Raw genomic sequence first — 20,313 nt, forward strand, 5'->3', positions numbered from 1 at the left:
CTATTCCTTCCTATCATTTTCGGACAATATAGAGCATATCTGTTTCAGATAATCCAAATTTCCTAGCACTTTTCATTCCTTGTTTTTCCGCTATGTTATATAATTCTACCTTAAATCCTGCATTCATTAATCGTTGAATAAATCCCGATTGATTGTAAATTCTCACATGATCTTCTTGACCAAAAGCTAATTTCCTCAATTGTGGTGTTACAATTAATTCATTCTCTATAATAAAATCTACATTCATTACGATCGGTACTTGAATAATTCCCCATCCATTTGGCTTTAACACTCTATATAACTCTCGCATTGCTTTGTCATCATCAGGAACGTGTTCTAACACATGGCTACATAATATTACATCAAAAGTATTACTATCATATGTAATCCTTGTAACATCAATTTCCTTCATTAATGGATCCTTTGGTTCTAAGTCACCACATACATACGTAATATTTTTATACTCGTTAAACCAATCTCTTAACTTCGCTTCAGGTGCAATATGAAGCATTGTATAGTTTCTATTTAACAAGTCCGTTTCCGTTTCAATGTACGCACGATACAATCTTTCACGATCCATCGAATTGCAAACTGGACATATCCCTGTATCTTTATTCCACATCTCAAATTTATATTTCGGAAAATCATAATGCGCTGGCCAAGGTGAAAATTTTTCAAATTGTTGATTGCAATATTGACAATAACAAGATTCTTTCTCAAACATATGAGCAACTAACTTGTTTAACCCTTTTTTTATCTTTTCATTATAAATTTGATCTAGTTCGCCATTTCTTACTGCATCCTTAACTATAAATCCCGCATTTTCTAAACAATAAGATAAACTCTCTTTATACTCACTTTCGGAGCTTAAAAACCCACTATTATATGCATCTATAATTAATTCAATCCACTCTTCAATTGTCATTAAAATAAAATGCATTTGTTTTTGATTTTGTCCACTATGTTGTCTAAAATAACTAAGAGGTTCTTGCATATAAACTACTTTTCCTTTCCTCATCATATCTAGCCAAGTTGCAATGTCATTAATAGCAGAATAAGCCTTTCCTTTAAAATATCCAAACTTCCCGTCAAACAAATCCCGATTAAACAAAACAGTTGTCGGCTCACCAACTACATTTTTTAAGTTTTTTAACATATAATTTCCTAATTCTTTTCCTTCAAAAAGTGTAGTTTCTTTCGCGATTTTCATATTTAATGTTGAAGGTGGTAATATCTCTCCATTCTCATCAATCAGTTCACGATATGACGTCACAAATGAAATATTTTCTAACGTCAAAAAGTATTTCATCATTCTCTCGATCTTTTCATGATGAAATAAATCATCATCTAATAAAAAGTTTATATAGTCCCCATTCGCAAGTTCTACACACTTATTAAAGTTTTCGGCAACTAACGGCGTTTCATTTTTAACATATGTAATACACTCATATTCACGTAAGTACGGTTGAATCATAGCATTGACTTCATTATTTGTACTATCGTCAGAAATAATAATTTCAATATTTTCATATGTTTGATTCAAAGCGCTGTTGAGTGCTAATTCCAAGTAATAAGGTCTATTGTATGCAGGAATAAGTATACTTACTTTCGGTAATGAAGAATTATTATTTATATGTTGTTTTTTCTTTTCTATGTTTATTTTCTTCGCTCTAATTTTTTGGTAATAGTCTAATGTATATAATATCGATGATGGAACTATCCTTCTTGCATAATCTAGAAAATTAGTTATTGCTTTGTCTAACTCTTTTTCAGTGGATAAGAAACCATATTTTTCGCCTGCTATAATACTGTGTGAAAAATCTTCTAACCCATCCATCATTTTATTAGATTCATTTAACTGTTGATCTGGATGTAATCGAAAGTAACTAAGCGTTTCTGCTATATATACTGCTTTTCCTTTACTTAATAAAGATAACCATGAAGCTATATCTACGTTACATAAATACCGCCTCTTATCAAAAATTCCATATGGTTCTTGTAAATCATTTTTACGAAATAAAACTGTTGTCGGTTCTCCAATATAATTTTTTTGATCCACAATTACCTTATTTCCTAATTCTGTTCCCTCTATAATCGTATCTTCTTCAAATAAACGGACAGTCGAATAAATATGTCGCAGCTCTTTCCCTTTATCATCAATGACTTGACGATGAGATGTTACAAGCTTAATTTCATTATCTAAATCATTGAAAAAATACTTCATCATTTTTTCAATTTTATTCACATGAAATACATCATCATCCATTAAAAAATTTATATATTCACCGTTCGCTTCATTAAATAACATTAGCGCATTTTCAAATTGTCCGAGAGTTGATCTATTTTTTATATAAATAATATTTGAATGATCACATAAGTATTTTTGTAACACTTTTTCTGTTTCATCATCCGTGCTGTCATCTCCAACTATAATTTCTATATTAGGGTACGTTTGTTCTAACACACTACATAACGCCTTTTCAAAGTAAAGAGGACGATTGTACGTAGGAATTAATACACTTACCAACGGAAGTTGCTCTACCACCTCTTCATTTCTTTCAATACGAGTTCTCATTTTAACTCTCTCACCTCTTCGCATATTATTTATATACGCGACACAAAAATCACATTACTTTAACTGTATGGAGCCTATATACTTTTATGCAAACATGAAACAAAATATCATACTTTTCGTTCCTAAATAAACATATTTAATAACGCGGACATTTTATTTGCACCTTTTTTATTCATATGATCACTATCATAAAAATCATCATCACAAAATAATGGTGAATCAAATAGATCTATAATTTGAAAAGAATATTGAGTTTGAAAATCATTTATAACTTTATAAAAATCTTCTTTTAATTTCTTACTACTACAATTGACATAATGTGAAGTAACAGGGAACACAACAATTAATGGCTTTATATCATTTTTCAACAGTAATTCTAAATATTTTTTAAAAATCATTTTATTTTCAACTAAAGTATGAGGATACGCCAATTTAGCATGTGAAGCTGCTCTTATTTTCCCGTGTTCTTCAAAAGGAATATGAAGAGAAGTAGTATTCCATTCAGCATTTATCCAAGGCAGTATCAATGATTCATCTTTTAGTTCGTCTAATAAAATATATTCAAAATGCAAATTAAAAATAGAAAGAAGTGGTTTCGGAGTATTTAGATGTGAGAATCCATCAGTGGGTAGAGGAGAGTGAACTACAGTATGATGACCATCTTGAAACAATGGATAATATACTTTGTGAATTCTATATGATTCAGATGATAACGACATATCAAAGTAAAACGAGAAATAGGCTATTCCTATTAAACAATATTGAAATGAATGATTGTTTGATAAAAGTTGTGACGCTATTAAATAATCATAGTATAGATCTTGCGATGGAAGTGTTAATTTTATTGACTTTTTTGAGAGAAGCTCCGTACTTATGCCACAATGTGGATAAGACAAACCGGTAGCAAACAATTCATACGTCGGATCACTCTTTGCTTTTTTCATAGAAATGTATAAAGACATAAGATCCGGATTTATTTGATAGATAGAAATTAATTTATCCTTCCATTCATACATGTATTTTGTTAAATTAATAATTTTTGAACTTTGCACGCCCCTATTTATCAATTCATTTGTAAGTTTTTCTGCGTCCCCTCTCCAAATGACTATATATTGAAAAGAACTTTCTATACGAACAACATCTGAAACGTCTACAACATGAACTATTGTTTTACATTTATTTTTGTCTAACGTATTTCGAATCCTATCCCCTGATAATTCATCACTTAAAACAATGATTTTATATTGCTCCTTCATGCACATCCCCTCCATTATATGTATAATATGAAATTCATTTTTAATTCGTAACAATCATATACACCTGCAATCTAACAAAAAAATAGCTCCACCATTAGGCGTAGCTATTTTTACAATTATTGCTTATTCAAATTATATTCCTTTATCTAACTCATAAAGTTTACGATACTTTTCATTTTCTTTCAGAAGTTGTTTATGACTACCTTGCATGACAATTTGGCCACGATCAAGGAATATAACTTCATCTACATGTTCTATTCCTACAAGATGGTGCGTAATCCAAATAACCGTCTTTTCTTCCGTTGCAGAAAACATTGTTTCGATTAAAGACAATTCTGTTTTTGGATCTAAACCGATAGTCGGTTCATCAAGTACAATAATTGGTGTTTCTTGCATTAGAGTTCTAGCAAAAGCAACCCTTTGTCTTTCCCCACCAGAAAACCGCTTTCCCATTTCATGCATTTTTGTTTGTAATCCGTCCGGAAGAGAAGTAACATGTGAAGCTAATTGTGCTTTCTCTAAAGCTTTCCATATCTCTTCATCCGTCGCCTCTGGTTTGCCAATTCGTACATTATTTCCAATTGTCGTATCAAACAAATGCGGCTTTTGATTTAATACAGAAATATATTTAGATAAAAGATTCGTATGAGCTCTTTCACCATTCAAGACAACTTGGCCATTTACTGGGCTTAACGCCCCTGTTAACAATTTTAGTAAAGTAGATTTCCCTGTCCCACTTCTCCCTAAAATAGCAATTTTCTTCCCTGCTTTTATTTGTAATGATACATCTTTTAATACAATCTCATTACTATCTGGATAACTATACGATACGTGATTCAGTTCAATATCTACATGTTTTGGTTCAATATAATCTTTCTCTCCATGCAAATCCGTTTCATCATGTAAAACACTATTACTTTCTACGCCATTAAGACGATGGGTAGATTCTACATACGACGGTATTCGATCGATGGCATCTACAATAGGAATAAGCGCGTTCGTTACAGATAAAGTCATTAATACGAAAGCTGCGATAACTGTAGGAGCAATTTGTTCACTTGCCGCTTCATTCCCAGTCCATATGATCATCGAAATAACTACAATACCTACTACTAATTGAATGATACTGTCCCGAATATGATACCAGCGTTTCACTCTCTTTTCGATTTTTAACAACTGATCATTTTGTTTTACATACTCATTAATAAATTCATCTTTACGACCACTTGCTTGCCAATCAGATAATCCAAAAACAGCATCTGTCAGTTGTTGATACAAACTGTTTCTTCCTTGCTTTAAAGTAACATGATGTTTCTTCATCAAAAGTAATGATACAAACGGAAGAAGAAAAACGATAATAGCTAACATACAACCTACAATAAGTGCAAAAACAAAATCAAATGCACCGATAACAAGTACGAAGATACTATAAACAACTAACGCTAATATGCTAGGAAATATTGTACGTAAATATAGGTTTTGCAAATGCTCTATATCTTCGGATAACACTCCTAACATATCACCCGTTTGAAATCGAGAACGGAAAAATAACGCCTGTGGTTCTACTATTCTATATAGCCTCGTTCTCATTTTTTCTAATATACGTAGTACGACATCATGCCCGACTAGGCGCTCTATATAATGAAATACAGCTTGCCCTATACTAAACGCTCTTGTTGCAACAATAGGAACATATACAGCCATTACATTTTCTGGTCTAAGGGCAGATTTTGAGATCAAATAACCTGAAATAAAAAGTAACATCGCTCCTGAACTAACTCCAAGAAGACCAAGGAAAATAGTTAAAGTCATTCTACCTTTATTTTGTTTTATATAAGGTTTAACCCAGTTACTCATTTCTCTCCCCTCTCTTCCCTATGAAAATGTAATGTCTCATTCTCTAAAAGTTCTTCATACGTCCCACTTTCTTTCATTTCCCCTTTATTTAAAATAAGGATATGGTCCATTTGTTTCATCCAATGTAGACGGTGAGTTGCTAAAAATACTAACTTTCCATTAAATAAACGTAACATCGCTTGCTTTATTTCAAATTCGGTTTCAATATCAAGATGTGCCGTAGGCTCATCTAATAAAATGATTGGTTTTTTACTTAAAAGCGCACGCGCCATAGCAACACGCTGTTCTTGTCCGCCACTTAGCATACGTCCACCTTCTCCAATTCTTTCGTGTATCCCATTTGGAAGTGATGTAACGAGTGAACGAAGGCCGACTTCATTAATAACTCTTTCAACTTCTTCATCTGTTGCATTTGTTTCATAAAAACGAATGTTATCCTTTAATGAAAGCGGAAAAATATAAGGTTGCTGCGGAATATAAGCAATATTTTTTTGCCACTCTTCACGAGTAGATCCATCAACTTCTAGACCATTTACTAACATCTTTCCACTCGAAGGAGATAAAAAACCTGCTAATACGTCGATTAACGTCGATTTCCCTGCACCACTTTCACCAATAACACCAATAGCACCGTTACCTTCCCAAGTAAAATTAATTCCTTCTAATATAGCCTTTTCAGATTCAGTATTATTAACTTTGATATCTTGTAATTTCAAGCTACTAGAGGCATTCCATACTATATCTTCATTTAAATCTTTCTTTTGTATTCCTTTTTGTTGTTGCAAAATCTCTTCTATTTGCTCCATCGCAATTTGTCCATCTAATGTCGCATGATAATTTGCTCCCACTTGTTTAATCGGCAGAAAATATTCCGGAGCTAAAATCAAAATTGTAAGAGCTGGTAATAGTATAATCGTTCCATCTATTAAACGTATCCCTAATCCAACTGCCACAAACGCAATTGATAAACTCGTAAAAAAATCTAATGCAAAAGAAGAAAGAAAAGCAACTCGCAAAGTACGCATCGTTGCTTTTCTATATCTTTTACTTACTTTTTCAATCTTTCCTTCGTGCTGTTCACTTTTCCCTAAATACTTTAATGTTTCTAAACCTTTTAACGTATCTACAAAATGATTCGAAAGTACACGATATATCTCATACTGACTATCTGCCATTTTTTGCGCTGCTAATCCGAGAAGAATCATAAATATGATCACGATAGGAATCGTTACAACTAAAATGATTCCAGACTCAATATCTAGCGTAAAAACATATAGTACAATTAGACCTGGAACGATACTACTTCTAATCATTTTAGGAATCGTTAATTCAATATATGTTTTAAATTTCTCAATCCCCTCAATTGATAAGGTAACCAGATGACCAGTTCCAACAGTTTGAACATACCTTGGACCTAATGTGAAATATGCCTCTATCAATTGTTTTCTTAGTAACGACCCTGTTTTTTCAGCAAAACGTTCCACTAATATTTGTGATGTTCGAACTACTATGTTACGCGCTGCAAACGCGATACCAAAATACACAACTTCACTTAATATTGTTTGTACTGTCTCTCCATGAAATAAAAACGTAATAGCTCGTGCTAAAAAGATTGTTTGCGCAATAATACTAAAAGCTTCTAAAATACTAATAATCGTTAACGCTACATATAAAATACGGCTACCGGGATAAGACGGAAGTCCTCTTTTTCTTTTCATTAGTACTCCAAATCGTTGTCTGACTTAACAGGTTGTCTAAATACATAATAACTCCATATTTGACTTCCGATAACGAAAGGCAAAATAGCAATCGCAAAGTAAGTCATAAGTTTTAATGCATAAGCTCCTGATGCTGCGTTGTAAATTGTCAAATCATTCATTGCTCCTAAAGAGCTAATCATAACACGTGGGAACATACCGATAAATACACTCGCACTTAGTAAAATGATTGTTAAACTCGTCATAAAGAAAGCCCAACCATCTCTTCTTCTTTTATTTAATAAAGTGGACACTAATAGTGCTACAAAAGCTCCGATTGGTACCATAATCCATTCTGTTCCATGAGCAGTGAAAATGTCGGTTTTCCATAACCCCACACCAGCAAAAACAAGAAGTGTAATTAATGAAAATGGTGCAATTTTTATTGCAGCAATTCGTGCACGTTCTCTCAATTTACCAGTTGTACGTATCGTAAGAAATTGTAATCCGTGAACAATACATAGTAGGAGAAACATTACTCCTCCAAGTAACGCAAATGGATGAAGTAATTGCAAGAATCCACCTACAACATTTTTACTCTCATCAATAGGTACACCTACCATAAAGTTTGCAATCGCAACTCCCCAAAGGATAGGAGGTAACATACTTCCAATAAACATCCCCCAATCCCATGCACTCTTCCATTTATGATTATCTATTTTCGCACGAAATTTAAAGGAAACACCTCTTAAAATTAAAGCAAGAAGCATAAATACAAATGGAATATAAAAACCACTAAATAAAGTTGCATACCAGTGCGGAAATGCCGCAAACATGGCTCCACCAGCACAAACAAGCCATACTTCATTCGCGTGCCAGAACGGTCCTATTGTATTTAAGTAAACTCGTTTTTCAAAATCATTCTTTCCTAAAAACCTCGAAACCATTCCTACACCAAAATCGAAACCTTCCAGTACGAAGAATCCAACAAACAAGATTGCAATAACTAAAAACCACAACTCATTAAGAGATAACATACTCTTCCTCCTTATCAAATGGATCATGGCTTTGATAATCCTTTTTCGTTTTCTTATTCGTGTGGCCCTTAATGGTACGAACAAATAAGTACACACAAATTCCACCCATAATTAAATACATTGATGTGAATGAAATAAGTGAGAATAATACTTCACCGAATGTTACATTTGGTGATACAGCATCTTCTGTTTTCATTACCCCAAATACTACCCAAGGTTGACGACCCATTTCAGTCATAATCCACCCTACTGTATTACCGATGAATGGAAGAGAAATTGCATACACCATTAATTTTAAATACCACGTTTTTTCAGCTAAACGATCTTTTCTTGATAAGAACCATCCGTAAGCTCCTAGAAGAAGCATGAATGTTCCACTCATTACCATCGCTCTAAAACTCCAAAACATTGTATGCACTGGAGGAATATAATCTCCAGGTCCATATTTTTCCTCATATTGTTTTTGAATTTGATTCATCCCTTCAACTTGACCGCTAAACTTATCATACGATAATAGACTTAGCATATAAGGGATTTGAATTTCAAACGAATTTTCTTTCTTCTCTGTATCAATTTTCGAAAATACTGTAAATGGTGCTGGATCCTCACTTGTATTCCATAGCGCTTCAGCTGCCGCCATCTTCATTGGATGTGTCTTAATTAATTGTTGCGCTTGTGCATGACCAAAGAACAATACAAGCGCCGTTGTAATTGTTCCAACAATGATAGAAATTCGGAAAGATTTTTTAAATACTACAGTTTCTTGTCCTTTTGTAATTTTCCATGCACTTACACCAGCAATAAAGAATGCACCTGTTGCAATTGCCGCTGTAATTGTATGCGGGAATTGTACCCATAGTTGTGGGTTTTGAATAATGGCTAAGAAATCATTCATTTGCGCACGACCATCAGCTGCCATTTCATACCCGACAGGTGACTGCATAAATGCACTTGCAGTTAAAATCCAGAATGCTGATAACATCGTTCCAATTGAAAGGAGCCAAATACACATTAAGTGAATTCGCTTCGGTAATTTGTCCTCACCGAATACCCATAAACCTAGGAATGTAGACTCAATGAAAAATGCCAGTAATCCTTCAATTGCAAGCGAGGGACCAAATACATCACCTACAAAACGTGAATACGTTGACCAGTTCATACCAAACTGAAATTCTTGTAAAATACCTGTTACTACACCTACTGCAAAGTTAATAAGGAATAATTGCGTCCAAAACTTTGCCATCTTCTTATATACCTCTTGCCCTTTTACCACATACAACGTTTGCATGATCGCAATAATAAAAGCTAAACCAATTGACAGCGGAACAAAAAAGTAATGGAAAATCGTTGTTGATGCGAACTGTATTCGTGCCAATTCGAGCGTTTCCATACTAAAATCACTTCCTTCATAGTTTTTATAATAAAAGTTCATTGAGCAATCTTATCAAACTCAATTATTAAGAAATACGAAAAGACAAAAACATTTTGTATGTATTGTCGAAAAATATGAAGTTTCAGTTTTTCAAACTATTGTAATGCTATTTTTTACCTTTTCACTATTTCTGTAGTGTTTTATTCGTTAATCGAATTGTATAATATACCTGCATAGTAAATTCAGGTTATTTTTGACGTATTATTGACATCATTTTGTCTGAAATATGTCTTTTGTCATTTTTTTGAATCAGATTTTTCTCATTAGCAAAATGTGTTTTTTCAATATACTTCTTACTTTTATATCTATAAAACAATCGTTTTTTCTTCATACGCTTGACTTTTACTCGGAAAAATGTCCTCGAAAGCACCCACGATAAATGCTTATTTTTTGTCAAGAGAAAAATGTATTTTCAAAATTCAAACTCGAAATAATGTTATTCAAAAATAGAAAATAACTTCCCTCTTCCTCGACTAAAAGTTCATTTTTTTGTCATTTTTCCAGAACAAATAAAAAAACTGAGAGTCGATTAAACTCTCAGTTTTTTTATTTATTTTGCTGTATGTTTTCTAACGGCTGGTAAAATTTCAGTAGCAATTAATTCAATATTTTTCTCAATTTTATCAAATGGTACACCGCCAAAATCAATTTGTGCCATAAAGCGTTGTTGGCCAAACAATTCATATTGGTAAAGCATTTTCTCAATGATTTGTTGTGGGCTACCAACCATTAAAGCATTACGGTAATCTATTGCATTTGTAAATTGCTGTTTCGGATACCCATCACCGCGCAGTGTAAGCATACCAGCATTAATGTGAGGGTAATATTCACTAAGTGCATCTTGTGAATTTTTTGCCGTATAAAATAAACTCGTTGTCGCAACTGGTAAACTAGCTGGATCAAATCCGCTTTGCTGAGCAGCCTCGCGGTAAGCATCTACTGACACTTTAAAGTTAATTGCTGGACCACCAAGTGTTGTTATCATCATTGGCACACCTGCACGTCCGGCTTTAATTGCACTAGCTGGTGGACCTCCAACTGCACGCCAAATTGGTAAGTTATTATTTTTCGCTCTTGGAATCACCGATGCATGTGCGAGTGGTGCTCTGAACTGTCCATTCCATGTTACATGTTCCTCGTTATTAATTTTTAATAAAAGATCCATCTTCTCTTCAAATAATTCTTCATAATCATTCACGTCATAACCAAGTAAACTATATCCTCCAATACGAGATCCACGACCAGCTACGATTTCAGCACGACCATTAGAAATCAAGTCAATGGTAGCGAAATCCTCATATACTCGAACTGGGTCAGATGTACTTAATATCGTTGCGGAACTTGCAATTTTTATATTTTTCGTAGCTTGCGCGACCGCACCTAAAATAACTGTATGAGCTTGCGTTGTAAAATGCGTTTGATGACTTTCACCTACAGCAAACACATCAAGCCCTACCTCATCTGCTAACTTAGCTGTTTCAATTAGTTCATGAATTCTTTTTTCTGGCGTAATTTTCTCCCCATTATGTGGATTTAAAACATGATCACCAATTGAATATAATCCAAACTCAATTCCTTTTCTTGTATCTATACGGTATTTTTCCATAGTTACTCTCCCCTTTAATAAAGTAGTATTAGTTTTTTTCTAAAAACGTTGGTAAGTCAAGTTTATCTCCGTATTACCTACACCATCACTTGATTAGTCAATTGATGGTGTAAAAAAAATTACTCTTGCGGTAATTCTTTTTTTTCACTATGCTTATGAACTTTCGTCATCAGCTCATATAATATTTTCTGCTCTTCTTCATTTAATACATCATCAAAAAACGAAGATTGAAATGCAAGTTGTTCTGGCAATGCTCTCTCTAAAGCTGCTTCTCCTTGCTCTGTAAGACTAATTGTTTTCGTTTTCCAATCTTGTTTTCGTACAATATATCCTTCTTTTTCAAGACGAGTTAACATTCGAGAAATGCCACCTTGTGTAACAGTTACCTTTTCAGCTAACTCCATTTGTGTGAGTGGTTGATACGTACGTATTTGCAAAAGCACATCAAATTGAGCTGTCGTTAAATCAAAACGTTTTAAAAACTCATTTGACATTTGATTACTTTGGTTCGTAAATCGTATTAAACGTAACCATATTAATGATCCTATCGTATTATCACGCATGTTTGATCACTTCCTATCGTGAATCTTACTATCACTTTACCACTCAAGTGATAGTAATGCAAGAGAAAATCACATTTTTTATATAACTCAACTTACTTTTACTTAACTAAAGGCATCACTCGTGTAGTATTAGGTCTACTTGCCATTCTCTACATCTTCATAAAAAAAGGATTAAGCTCCAACGCCAATCCTTATCATGCATTTATTTTTTGTTTTCAAAACAGTATGTTTGAAATTCACACCATCTAATCTATTATTTTCTTTTATCGTAACGTAAATTCATTTGAGCATACCGTCTTCATGTAAAACCTGTATAAGTTTGCATAAAAAACCTTGTTTACACCAATTGGGCTTTTACAGGATATATCATTTAAGTTCTACCTTTACTTCCTCTTTAGACATAACATCAGGTCTATAAATTAATTCAAGATTAGAATCACCTTTTTTCGCTTCAAACGTTATGGCTCCTGTTATCTTACCGTTTGGATCTACATCTTTAATTTTAAAAACGTTTTTATTACTAGTTGAAAATGTATGGTCCACGATACTTCCATCTCCTCTTTCAAGGTAAAAATCTAATGGATTAATTCTAACTTTTTGATTACCAATATTCTCTACTGTAACATGAACAATAACAAACTCATTACCTTTTTCCAGCTTATCATATTCTGCCACTTGTGCTATTTGTACTTTATGGACTGTTAATTTTTGATTTCTAATTTGAGTAGTTTTTTCAACATTATATTCTCTTGTATCTTCATTCTTCGTATTTTCTTTTTTGGCACTACTTTGCTCTTCCTTCGTATTATTTGATACAGTTTTAGCTACTTCTTTCTTCTCATCACATGCCGATAAACTGAAAGCTAACGTCCCTGCTAAAGTGACTGTCGCGATTTTTTTAAACATAAATTCCCTTCCCCCAATGTAAAAATGATAAAAATTCCCAAAAACTATATATTATACTAACAGATAAATGAACAGCATATTGTCGTTATGTGTCGAATGTAATAAAGCTATGTATAAGTATGAAGTCTTACTTTGCTTCATCTCTCAACTGTTCGACATATGATAAAATTTTAACAATAAGACATCCACCTTACTTACGAACTCTTTGTTCCCATAACTATGTGTATCATAAATTTTTAAATAAGAAAAAATTAAAATAAAATGATAAAATTAAACAAATCACTAATATAAAGGTGGGCAGAACATGCATATTTCTAAACAATTTATACAACCATTCCCTGAATATGAAGACATATTTTATGATGATTTGGAACAACATAAAAAGCACTTTTTACCCATTTGTTCTATAAACTTACAATGTATTGAACCGGAATTAGACGAATGGGTACATATTGTGTCAGCAAAAGAAATCCATGATGGTTGCGTGGGTGATTTCACCAAACCATTTCACACAAATTTTACGAAAGCAGATACATTAGGATTCGATGTCATTAATGGAAAATATAAATTTGAAGCGGATTGGAATTATTTCGAAATCGAACAAAATAATTCTGACATAATAGAACAAGCCTATGAGCGTAATAAAAGAGATTATCAAATCCGTAAAGAGTATTTTCAACGTAATCAAAAAATTTATCCTTATTCTAGCTTAGGAAAAGAAATAACATCTGTAGAAGTATTAGAACAAGAGTTTGCTGAAAAACAAACAAATGGCTGGGGATTAAATTATCCTGTGGTAAATGGTATCCTAGATGATATTCGTTTTATGACAGAAGAAGGTGAAGAATTATTAGAAGACTGCGATAACGAAGACGAAATTTTTGACTTTACGAATCTTCTATATGTACCAAAAGATGAATATGGACATCCCTTTACATATGTTGGATTTGTTACAGGATATTATTTTCAAGCTTATGGTGCCGATCGTATTTACTTATTCTTTAATAAAGAATTAAGAAAAGCAGTAATTTGTTTTGAATATACATAAGATAATTAAGAAAAGTCCATTTTGAACATTATTACTTGAATCAAAATGGATTTTTTATAAATAATTTATTTCTATTTCAATTCCGCATCTACTGTGAAATGTGTAAAACCTCATATAATGTAATATCCTCTATCTCTTCAATTTCAGGCTTTACTTCATAAAATCCAAACTGACTATATCCCCACTTATCTGGGTTATACACTATTACATTCCCTTTACAATTTTCTGTATTCTGGACATTCTTATTAAAAAAGTTAAATTGAGTTTCAATCAATGAATTCTTTTGAGAAATACTCCCCACGTATTCAACAACATACTTACATTTCTTAAAATCATCACTTAGATTAACAACTAATGGAACACCTATATGTATTTGTTGCCATCCAAAAGATTGTAAAATATTATCGTAGTACCCTTCAAATATAAATTTATTCATCCCTTCATGACCATCCCAAATATATAAAGGTGCATAGCAGTTATAAAAATTCCCGTCTTTCTCCGTTTCCGTAATTAAATAAGCTTTAAAATTTAGTGCTTGGAAACCATCAATTTTATAACCATTATCCTTTACCCTTTTCTTAATAATTTCCATGTCATAATCCTTTGGCAAAATGACCTTATATTGCATTCCAATCATGTTTATCACTCGCTTTCAATCTTATATACACTATGATAAATCGATAAGTAGCTAACGTAAAATAGGTATAAATTATGTTTGGTATCATTTATAATGATAGTGCATAAGGGGCTGAGATATATGGAAATAAATGATCTTATTATATTCAAAACTGTAGCCAGTGAGGGTTCTATTAGTAAAGCTGCTAAAGAGTTAGGTTATGTTCAACCGAACGTAACTGAAAGAATCAAAAAATTAGAACAAGAATTAGAAACGCCCTTACTACATAGAGATAACAAAGGCGTTTCCTTATTACCTTCTGGTGACATTTTATTAGATTACACGAATCAAATATTAACTCTATTAGAAGAAGCGAAAGATAAAATTAAAACAAGTGGGTCTTCTTATATAATCGCGACGTCACAATCGATTTTGACTAATTATTTAAGTAAGCGTATTAAAGAAAATTTCATGAATTATCAAATATATGTAGAAAATAGTAGTCATTTGCCAAAATTACTGCAGCAACAAAAAGTTGATATGGTCATCACTTACGAGGATGATTCTGGTGCAGGTTTTAAAAAAGTATTTACTACTTCAATTTCTATAGGCTTACTAAAAGATCAAGAAAAATGTATCATTGACTATTCAAAGGAACTCTTCTTCGTTAGTAATGACAAAAAGTGCCCTTTTAGAAATAAGACGATACAATTTCTAAAAGAAAATAATTTATCTCAGCGTCAACTTCAACAATTAGATTCTTATTCGCTTATGGAAGAGTTTATTCAGGACGGAAAAGGGATAGCCTTTTTGCCGATTAAAAATGATAAATTGGTACCAATTGAAGATGTTCCAGTTGAGAAATTACCTGTTCATTTTTTTACAAATCAAAACTCTTTCAAACAAATCCCTGATGAACTATTTGGTTAATAAAAAATCCCTCCTTTATGAATCTAAAAGAGGGATTTTCATATTCTATACAATTGATTTTTCACACATTTTGCTCCACTTCTGCACTTTTCTCCTTCTTATTCCGTTTCATATTCTTCAGTCCCTTAACCGTGCCAACTAATCCTTTCGGGAAAACTAGCAATACGATAATGTACAATAAACCAAGAATAATCGTCCATCGTTCAAAGATCGGATACTCTGTAGCTAGTTCTGATAAATAATATTTTAGAGATTCAATAATTCCAGCTCCTGCAATTGCTCCAATTAACGTTCCAACCCCACCAATCATCGTCATCAATAATGCATTTAATGTCATTTCAATTGAAAATACAGTCGTATTAACAAAACGCAATGTGATAACAAATAAACCACCGCTAATCGCAGCTACTACTCCTGCAACAATGCTAGCAATAATTTTATAATGAAGCACTTTATATCCTAGTGCTTCAACACGTTGCTCATTTTGGGAAATTGCCTTTAATACTTTTCCAATAGAAGATTTGGTGAAAAGACGTAACAGAACAAAAATGATAAGTAAACATATAAGTGTTACATAATAAAACGTAAAACGATCACGGAATACGTCTGGTACCCCAAATGTAAAACCATCTCCTCCGTGAGTAAGCCCACGCCATTTTTCAGCAAGTACGAAAAATAACTGTGAAATAGCAAGTGTTAACATTGCATAAAAATGACTTTTCAATCGTAAAGAAAGCAAACCAATTATATAACTAACGATTGCTGAAACGATAATTGCAGCTACTATTCCAATTAAAAAGTTCGTTATTGATACGCCTTGTCGATCAAATAAAAGCGCTACCCCATATGCTCCTATCCCAAAGAACATACAATGACCGAACGATACAATTCCTGTATACCCAAGCAATACATCAAAACTCATTGCAAAAATAGCAAAGATGAAGATTTGAGTGAACAAAATTAACAGGCTCCGTGAATCATTTACGAACGGAAATACACTTAAACAAATGAGCATACATACTCCGAAGTATACTTTAATTCGGTCCGATGTGTTGTTCACCATTTCACCCCTTTTCACCAACAAGTCCAGTTGGCTTCACTATTAAGAAAAATAGTAACATTAACATATTAATTGCAAGTGATAAATCTGGTATAAAATACGCTGTAAAAGCACCAGCTAATCCGACAATTAAAGAAGCAATAGCTGAACCTTGAACGCTTCCTAATCCACCGATAATTACTACTATAAAAGCTAAAATTGCATACTGCATGCCCATCTCGGCGAAAATAACGCCCGAATACGGTGCTAATAAGAACCCTCCCAAAGCTGCCATCCCTGCCCCTAATAAAAAGACGAAAGAAAATATCGCTTTTACATTAATACCAAGCGCTTGAACCATTTCTTTATCCATTACACCTGCACGGATCATAAGACCTATCTTCGTCTTTTTGAGTAATAGTAGTAGTGCAATGTAAATAATTATCCCAATTAAAATAACGAATAGACGATATTTAATTAATATAATACCTCCGAATGTAAAACTTCCTTGTAACCATAACGGTAATTTTGCACTAATAGGGTTTGGCCCCCAAAATATTTTAATACACTCACTAAGAACGAGCATTCCTCCAAGCGTAACGAGCAGCTGTCGAACATGATTTCCATATACCGGTCTAATAAGAAACCTTTCTAAAATAAATCCTAGGAACATTCCCATGGCTACTGCTCCAACTAAAGCTAATATATAACTTCCTGTCATATTAAATAACCAAACACCTGTAAATGCTCCCCATGCAAATAAACCACCGTGTGCAAAGTTTAAAACGCTCATTAGACCGAAAATAAGTGAAAGACCTGATGCTAACAAAAAAATGAGCATCCCTGTTGAAATCCCATTTACAAATAAATTGATTAACACATCCATCCTTTTCACCTCGGATTCATGTTAAGAGATTCCTAAATATTTATGACACATTTCCTTATCCTTTTTTAATTCATTCATAAAACCGTTATGAACAATTCGTCCGTTATCCATAATGTAAAAATAATCGCCAATTTGACTGGCCATCATAAAATTTTGCTCAACAAGTAAAACTGTTGTTTTCTCTTTCATCTTCAAAATAGCTACCATTAATTTCTCCACCATTATCGGGGATAGCCCTTTGCTCGGTTCATCAATAAGTAATAATCCATCACTATTAATAAACGCTCTTGAAATAGCCAACATTTGCTTTTGCCCTCCGCTCAAGAGCCCACTTTTCTTATTCCAAAACTGCTTTAAATCCGGAAATAGTTCCAGCATCCACTCTATTTTCCCTTCTACTTCCTCACCTTTTCCCCTAGCAAGAGCGAAAGTTTCTTCTACTGTCAAATCATGAAAAATACCTTGATTTTCTGGTACATACCCTATTCCTTTCCTTGAAATTAAATGTGTAGGTAATCCACTCACTTTTGCACTATCATAATAAATTTCACCATCTGCAATGCGGTGAAACCCCATCACTGAACGTAATGTCGTTGTTTTTCCTGCCCCATTTCTACCAAACAGTACAGTAATCGTCCCTTTCTCAACAGCAAGAGATACTCCTTGCAAAATATGAAACTGATCTAAATACGTTTCTATATTATTCACTTGTAATAGTGCCACTATATAATCCCCCTAAATAAGCACTTTGTACACGCTCATCTTTCATAATTTCTTCTGGCAATCCTTCAGCCAATAACTCTCCATGAAATAAAACGATAAGATGATCTGACAAACCTAGTATCATATCCATTTTGTGTTCGATAAGTACAATTGTGCTCTCTGGATGTTTCTTAATATTTTCAATCACTTGTAATATAGCAGGGACTTCCTCAACCGAAATACCTGCCGTCGGCTCATCAAGTAATAACACATCCGTTTTTAAAGCTAATAACATCGCAAGTTCTAGCTTCCTTTTCTCTCCATGTGCCAAATCTTTCGCTAATACGTTCTCTTTCTCATGAAGTAATACTGTTTTTAAGAAACGTCTCGCCTCTCCAACTTGTTGCTTTAATTTTGCTGAACTCGGGAAAAAACTATAGTAATCTTGTACGAATGATTGAACACTTAAACGGACATTTTCAAGTACCGTTAATTCTGGGAATATGTTTGTAAGCTGAAAAGAGCGACCGATTCCTAAGCGTGTTCGATCTGAAATCGATAGTTTTGTAATATCTTGCCCTTTAAAATACACTTCACCTGTTGTGGGTGAAATCTGTCCACTTAGTAAATTAAATAACGTTGTCTTCCCCGCACCATTTGGCCCAATAATAGAAATGAGCTTTCCTTTTTGGACAGTTAAATTTACATCTTTAATAACTTGATGTTCACCAAAAGATACACTAAGATTTTTCGTCTCTAGCAAATGTGTCACGAAATCCCTCCCTTTAAAGCCGTGAGTATGAAAGAAATATGTATAAAGAGGGTCCCCCCTCTTTATACTAAAACAACAGAAAATTCAGTCTATTTATCTTGAACTGGTGGTTCTGTTTCTTTCATCGTTAATTCTCGCTCTAACACTGGCACCGGATACTCAACACCGTCTTGCTTTTTCAATGTGATAGAATACAGTGTCTGCATCGCTTGGTGGTCCTTCTCTCTAAACTTCATCTTTCCTTTCGGTGTATCAAATTCCATTCCTTCCATTTTCTTAATCACGGTATCTACATCTGTATCACCTTTTGTTTTCTTTAAGGCTTCTACAATAGAAATTGCTGCTGACATTCCTCCCGCTGTAAACAAATCTGGCACTGCACCATTAAAACGTTTTTTATGCTCTTCAACTAGCCAATCATTCACTTTATTTTTTGGAAGTGTGTGATAATATACAGAAAAACCTTGCATACCTACTAATGCATCCATTGTTTTTAATGCTGGTATATCTGGCGCACCTGTAGAAATTTTAATACCTTGCGCTTCCACATTCATATCTTTCAACTGTTTCCAAGGTGAATTTGCCCCTGCCCAAACGATAAATAAATAATCTGGTTTTGAACTAATGATATTTTGAATATTCGCTGTAAAATCTGTTGAATTTGTATCCGCGTATTGCTCATTCACAATGTTCGCACCTAATTTTTTCGCACCCGCTTTAAATGCAGCAATCCCTTCACGACCAAAAGCGTTATCTGGGGCAAATGTTGCAATCTTTACATCTTTTTTCGCAATTGCTGCTGCTCCTGCAATCGCATCTTGTGAGGAACTTCTTCCAGTTCTAAAAATATATTTATTCCAGTTCTTCCCGGTAATACTATCCGCAACTGCCGGTTCTACAACCATAATCTTTTCATATTCTTCAGCCAGTGGTAAAACCGCTAACGTATCACTTGAACTAGACGATCCAACTAAAAAATCAACTTTCTCTTCTTCTAATAACTTCGTAGCTTTTTTAACTGCTACATCCGCTTTCGTTTCTGTATCTTCTACAACAAACTTAATCTTTTTCCCATCTACTTTCCCAGTTCCACCAGTTGCATAATCTAACCCTAATTCAAATCCGTTCACTGTTTGTTTTCCATACGATTCTAGCGGTCCTGTTAAAGAAGCAAGGACTCCTACCTTAATCGTTTTTTCATCCTCTGTACTTGTTTTCTTTCCTGAACAAGCTGCCGTTATTAATAACGAACCTAAAACACAACCAGTAAACATTGTTTTTAGCCACTTACGTTTTTTCATCGACATTGTGATCCTCCCCATACTTTACTTTCTGATAGAATCAAACACGCCAAAATCCCCTGTCCGTAATCATGACTAACTAATTCGATA

Annotated in this window: 17 protein-coding genes; 2 read left to right on the top strand and 15 right to left on the bottom strand. The window is 33.5% G+C overall.

From position 1 onward, the window contains the following. Nucleotides 1-13: 13 nt before the first annotated feature. The 9 genes from GBN91_RS06225 to GBN91_RS06265 form a co-directional block, all read right to left on the bottom strand. Entirely contained in the window at nucleotides 14-2,575 is a 2,562-nt protein-coding gene (locus tag GBN91_RS06225; protein WP_152121323.1) for a glycosyltransferase, read from the bottom strand. Between the two features lie 122 nt (nucleotides 2,576-2,697). Next, a complete protein-coding gene (locus tag GBN91_RS06230) occupies nucleotides 2,698-3,831 on the bottom strand; it encodes a hypothetical protein (protein ID WP_152121324.1) in 1,134 nt (377 codons plus the stop codon). Between the two features lie 132 nt (nucleotides 3,832-3,963). Then, nucleotides 3,964-5,688: a thiol reductant ABC exporter subunit CydC gene (gene cydC / locus GBN91_RS06235; RefSeq protein WP_006921899.1), complete on the bottom strand. Its 1,725-nt coding sequence runs from the start codon at nucleotides 5,686-5,688 to the stop codon at nucleotides 3,964-3,966. After that, nucleotides 5,685-7,406: a thiol reductant ABC exporter subunit CydD gene (cydD, locus tag GBN91_RS06240; protein WP_048558190.1), complete on the bottom strand. Its 1,722-nt coding sequence runs from the start codon at nucleotides 7,404-7,406 to the stop codon at nucleotides 5,685-5,687. The genes cydC and cydD overlap by 4 nt, the downstream gene beginning before the upstream one ends. After that, a complete protein-coding gene (gene cydB, locus GBN91_RS06245) occupies nucleotides 7,406-8,422 on the bottom strand; it encodes a cytochrome d ubiquinol oxidase subunit II (RefSeq protein ID WP_000950083.1) in 1,017 nt (338 codons plus the stop codon). The genes cydD and cydB overlap by 1 nt, the downstream gene beginning before the upstream one ends. Beyond that, nucleotides 8,409-9,812, bottom strand: coding sequence for a cytochrome ubiquinol oxidase subunit I (cydA, locus tag GBN91_RS06250; RefSeq protein ID WP_000448870.1), 1,404 nt, complete (start codon nucleotides 9,810-9,812; stop codon nucleotides 8,409-8,411). The genes cydB and cydA overlap by 14 nt, the downstream gene beginning before the upstream one ends. 592 nt (nucleotides 9,813-10,404) lie before the next feature. Further along, a complete protein-coding gene (locus GBN91_RS06255) occupies nucleotides 10,405-11,460 on the bottom strand; it encodes an LLM class flavin-dependent oxidoreductase (protein WP_152121325.1) in 1,056 nt (351 codons plus the stop codon). 119 nt (nucleotides 11,461-11,579) lie between these two features. Then, a complete protein-coding gene (locus GBN91_RS06260; protein WP_001205523.1) occupies nucleotides 11,580-12,023 on the bottom strand; it encodes a MarR family winged helix-turn-helix transcriptional regulator in 444 nt (147 codons plus the stop codon). A 366-nt stretch (nucleotides 12,024-12,389) separates the two neighbouring features. Next, a complete protein-coding gene (locus GBN91_RS06265; protein WP_000473159.1) occupies nucleotides 12,390-12,929 on the bottom strand; it encodes a DUF4352 domain-containing protein in 540 nt (179 codons plus the stop codon). A 304-nt stretch (nucleotides 12,930-13,233) separates the two neighbouring features. On the opposite strand from GBN91_RS06265, the gene GBN91_RS06270 reads away from it, so the two are divergent. Continuing rightward, nucleotides 13,234-13,977, top strand: a complete 744-nt coding sequence (locus GBN91_RS06270) for a hypothetical protein (protein ID WP_044307241.1) — start codon at nucleotides 13,234-13,236, stop codon at nucleotides 13,975-13,977. Nucleotides 13,978-14,065: 88 nt separating this feature from the next. On the opposite strand, the gene GBN91_RS06275 is transcribed toward GBN91_RS06270, so the two are convergent. Beyond that, complete coding sequence (locus tag GBN91_RS06275; RefSeq protein WP_152121326.1) at nucleotides 14,066-14,614, bottom strand: DUF4865 family protein; 549 nt, start codon at nucleotides 14,612-14,614, stop codon at nucleotides 14,066-14,068. A gap of 120 nt (nucleotides 14,615-14,734) precedes the next feature. Between GBN91_RS06275 and GBN91_RS06280 the strand changes: the two genes are divergently transcribed. Continuing rightward, nucleotides 14,735-15,523 (top strand): LysR family transcriptional regulator, encoded by a 789-nt coding sequence (locus GBN91_RS06280; RefSeq protein WP_061113357.1) that lies wholly within the window; start codon nucleotides 14,735-14,737, stop codon nucleotides 15,521-15,523. A 61-nt stretch (nucleotides 15,524-15,584) separates the two neighbouring features. Here GBN91_RS06280 and GBN91_RS06285 read toward each other — a convergent pair whose 3' ends face one another. From GBN91_RS06285 to GBN91_RS06305, 5 genes are all read right to left on the bottom strand, one after another. Continuing rightward, on the bottom strand, nucleotides 15,585-16,538 hold the full coding sequence (locus GBN91_RS06285; protein WP_002040965.1) for a branched-chain amino acid ABC transporter permease: 954 nt from the start codon (nucleotides 16,536-16,538) through the stop codon (nucleotides 15,585-15,587). Between the two features lie 49 nt (nucleotides 16,539-16,587). Next, nucleotides 16,588-17,448, bottom strand: coding sequence for a branched-chain amino acid ABC transporter permease (locus GBN91_RS06290; RefSeq protein WP_000382787.1), 861 nt, complete (start codon nucleotides 17,446-17,448; stop codon nucleotides 16,588-16,590). A 21-nt stretch (nucleotides 17,449-17,469) separates the two neighbouring features. Continuing rightward, the gene (locus tag GBN91_RS06295) at nucleotides 17,470-18,171 is read right to left on the bottom strand and encodes an ABC transporter ATP-binding protein (RefSeq protein WP_001196696.1); all 702 of its coding nucleotides are present in this window, start codon (nucleotides 18,169-18,171) and stop codon (nucleotides 17,470-17,472) included. Next, entirely contained in the window at nucleotides 18,149-18,922 is a 774-nt protein-coding gene (locus GBN91_RS06300; RefSeq protein ID WP_000149338.1) for an ABC transporter ATP-binding protein, read from the bottom strand. The genes GBN91_RS06295 and GBN91_RS06300 overlap by 23 nt, the downstream gene beginning before the upstream one ends. A gap of 89 nt (nucleotides 18,923-19,011) precedes the next feature. Beyond that, nucleotides 19,012-20,229, bottom strand: a complete 1,218-nt coding sequence (locus GBN91_RS06305; protein ID WP_152121327.1) for a substrate-binding domain-containing protein — start codon at nucleotides 20,227-20,229, stop codon at nucleotides 19,012-19,014. Between the last annotated feature and the right edge of the window lie 84 nt (nucleotides 20,230-20,313).

Origin of the sequence: Bacillus sp. B1-WWTP-T-0.5-Post-4, assembly GCF_009183795.1 — a bacterium.
Taxonomy (GTDB): domain Bacteria; phylum Bacillota; class Bacilli; order Bacillales; family Bacillaceae_G; genus Bacillus_A; species Bacillus_A cereus.

Excerpts from the sequence above, each read along its gene's own strand:
- GBN91_RS06225 (WP_152121323.1), bottom strand. The coding sequence starts at position 2,575 with ATGAGAACTCGTATTGAAAGAAATGAAGAGGTGGTAGAGCAACTTCCG.
- GBN91_RS06230 (WP_152121324.1), bottom strand. The coding sequence starts at position 3,831 with ATGAAGGAGCAATATAAAATCATTGTTTTAAGTGATGAATTATCAGGG.
- cydC (WP_006921899.1), bottom strand. The coding sequence starts at position 5,688 with ATGAGTAACTGGGTTAAACCTTATATAAAACAAAATAAAGGTAGAATG.
- cydD (WP_048558190.1), bottom strand. The coding sequence starts at position 7,406 with ATGAAAAGAAAAAGAGGACTTCCGTCTTATCCCGGTAGCCGTATTTTA.
- cydB (WP_000950083.1), bottom strand. The coding sequence starts at position 8,422 with ATGTTATCTCTTAATGAGTTGTGGTTTTTAGTTATTGCAATCTTGTTT.
- cydA (WP_000448870.1), bottom strand. The coding sequence starts at position 9,812 with ATGGAAACGCTCGAATTGGCACGAATACAGTTCGCATCAACAACGATT.
- GBN91_RS06255 (WP_152121325.1), bottom strand. The coding sequence starts at position 11,460 with ATGGAAAAATACCGTATAGATACAAGAAAAGGAATTGAGTTTGGATTA.
- GBN91_RS06260 (WP_001205523.1), bottom strand. The coding sequence starts at position 12,023 with ATGCGTGATAATACGATAGGATCATTAATATGGTTACGTTTAATACGA.
- GBN91_RS06265 (WP_000473159.1), bottom strand. The coding sequence starts at position 12,929 with ATGTTTAAAAAAATCGCGACAGTCACTTTAGCAGGGACGTTAGCTTTC.
- GBN91_RS06270 (WP_044307241.1), top strand. The coding sequence starts at position 13,234 with ATGCATATTTCTAAACAATTTATACAACCATTCCCTGAATATGAAGAC.
- GBN91_RS06275 (WP_152121326.1), bottom strand. The coding sequence starts at position 14,614 with ATGATTGGAATGCAATATAAGGTCATTTTGCCAAAGGATTATGACATG.
- GBN91_RS06280 (WP_061113357.1), top strand. The coding sequence starts at position 14,735 with ATGGAAATAAATGATCTTATTATATTCAAAACTGTAGCCAGTGAGGGT.
- GBN91_RS06285 (WP_002040965.1), bottom strand. The coding sequence starts at position 16,538 with ATGCTCATTTGTTTAAGTGTATTTCCGTTCGTAAATGATTCACGGAGC.
- GBN91_RS06290 (WP_000382787.1), bottom strand. The coding sequence starts at position 17,448 with ATGGATGTGTTAATCAATTTATTTGTAAATGGGATTTCAACAGGGATG.
- GBN91_RS06305 (WP_152121327.1), bottom strand. The coding sequence starts at position 20,229 with ATGTCGATGAAAAAACGTAAGTGGCTAAAAACAATGTTTACTGGTTGT.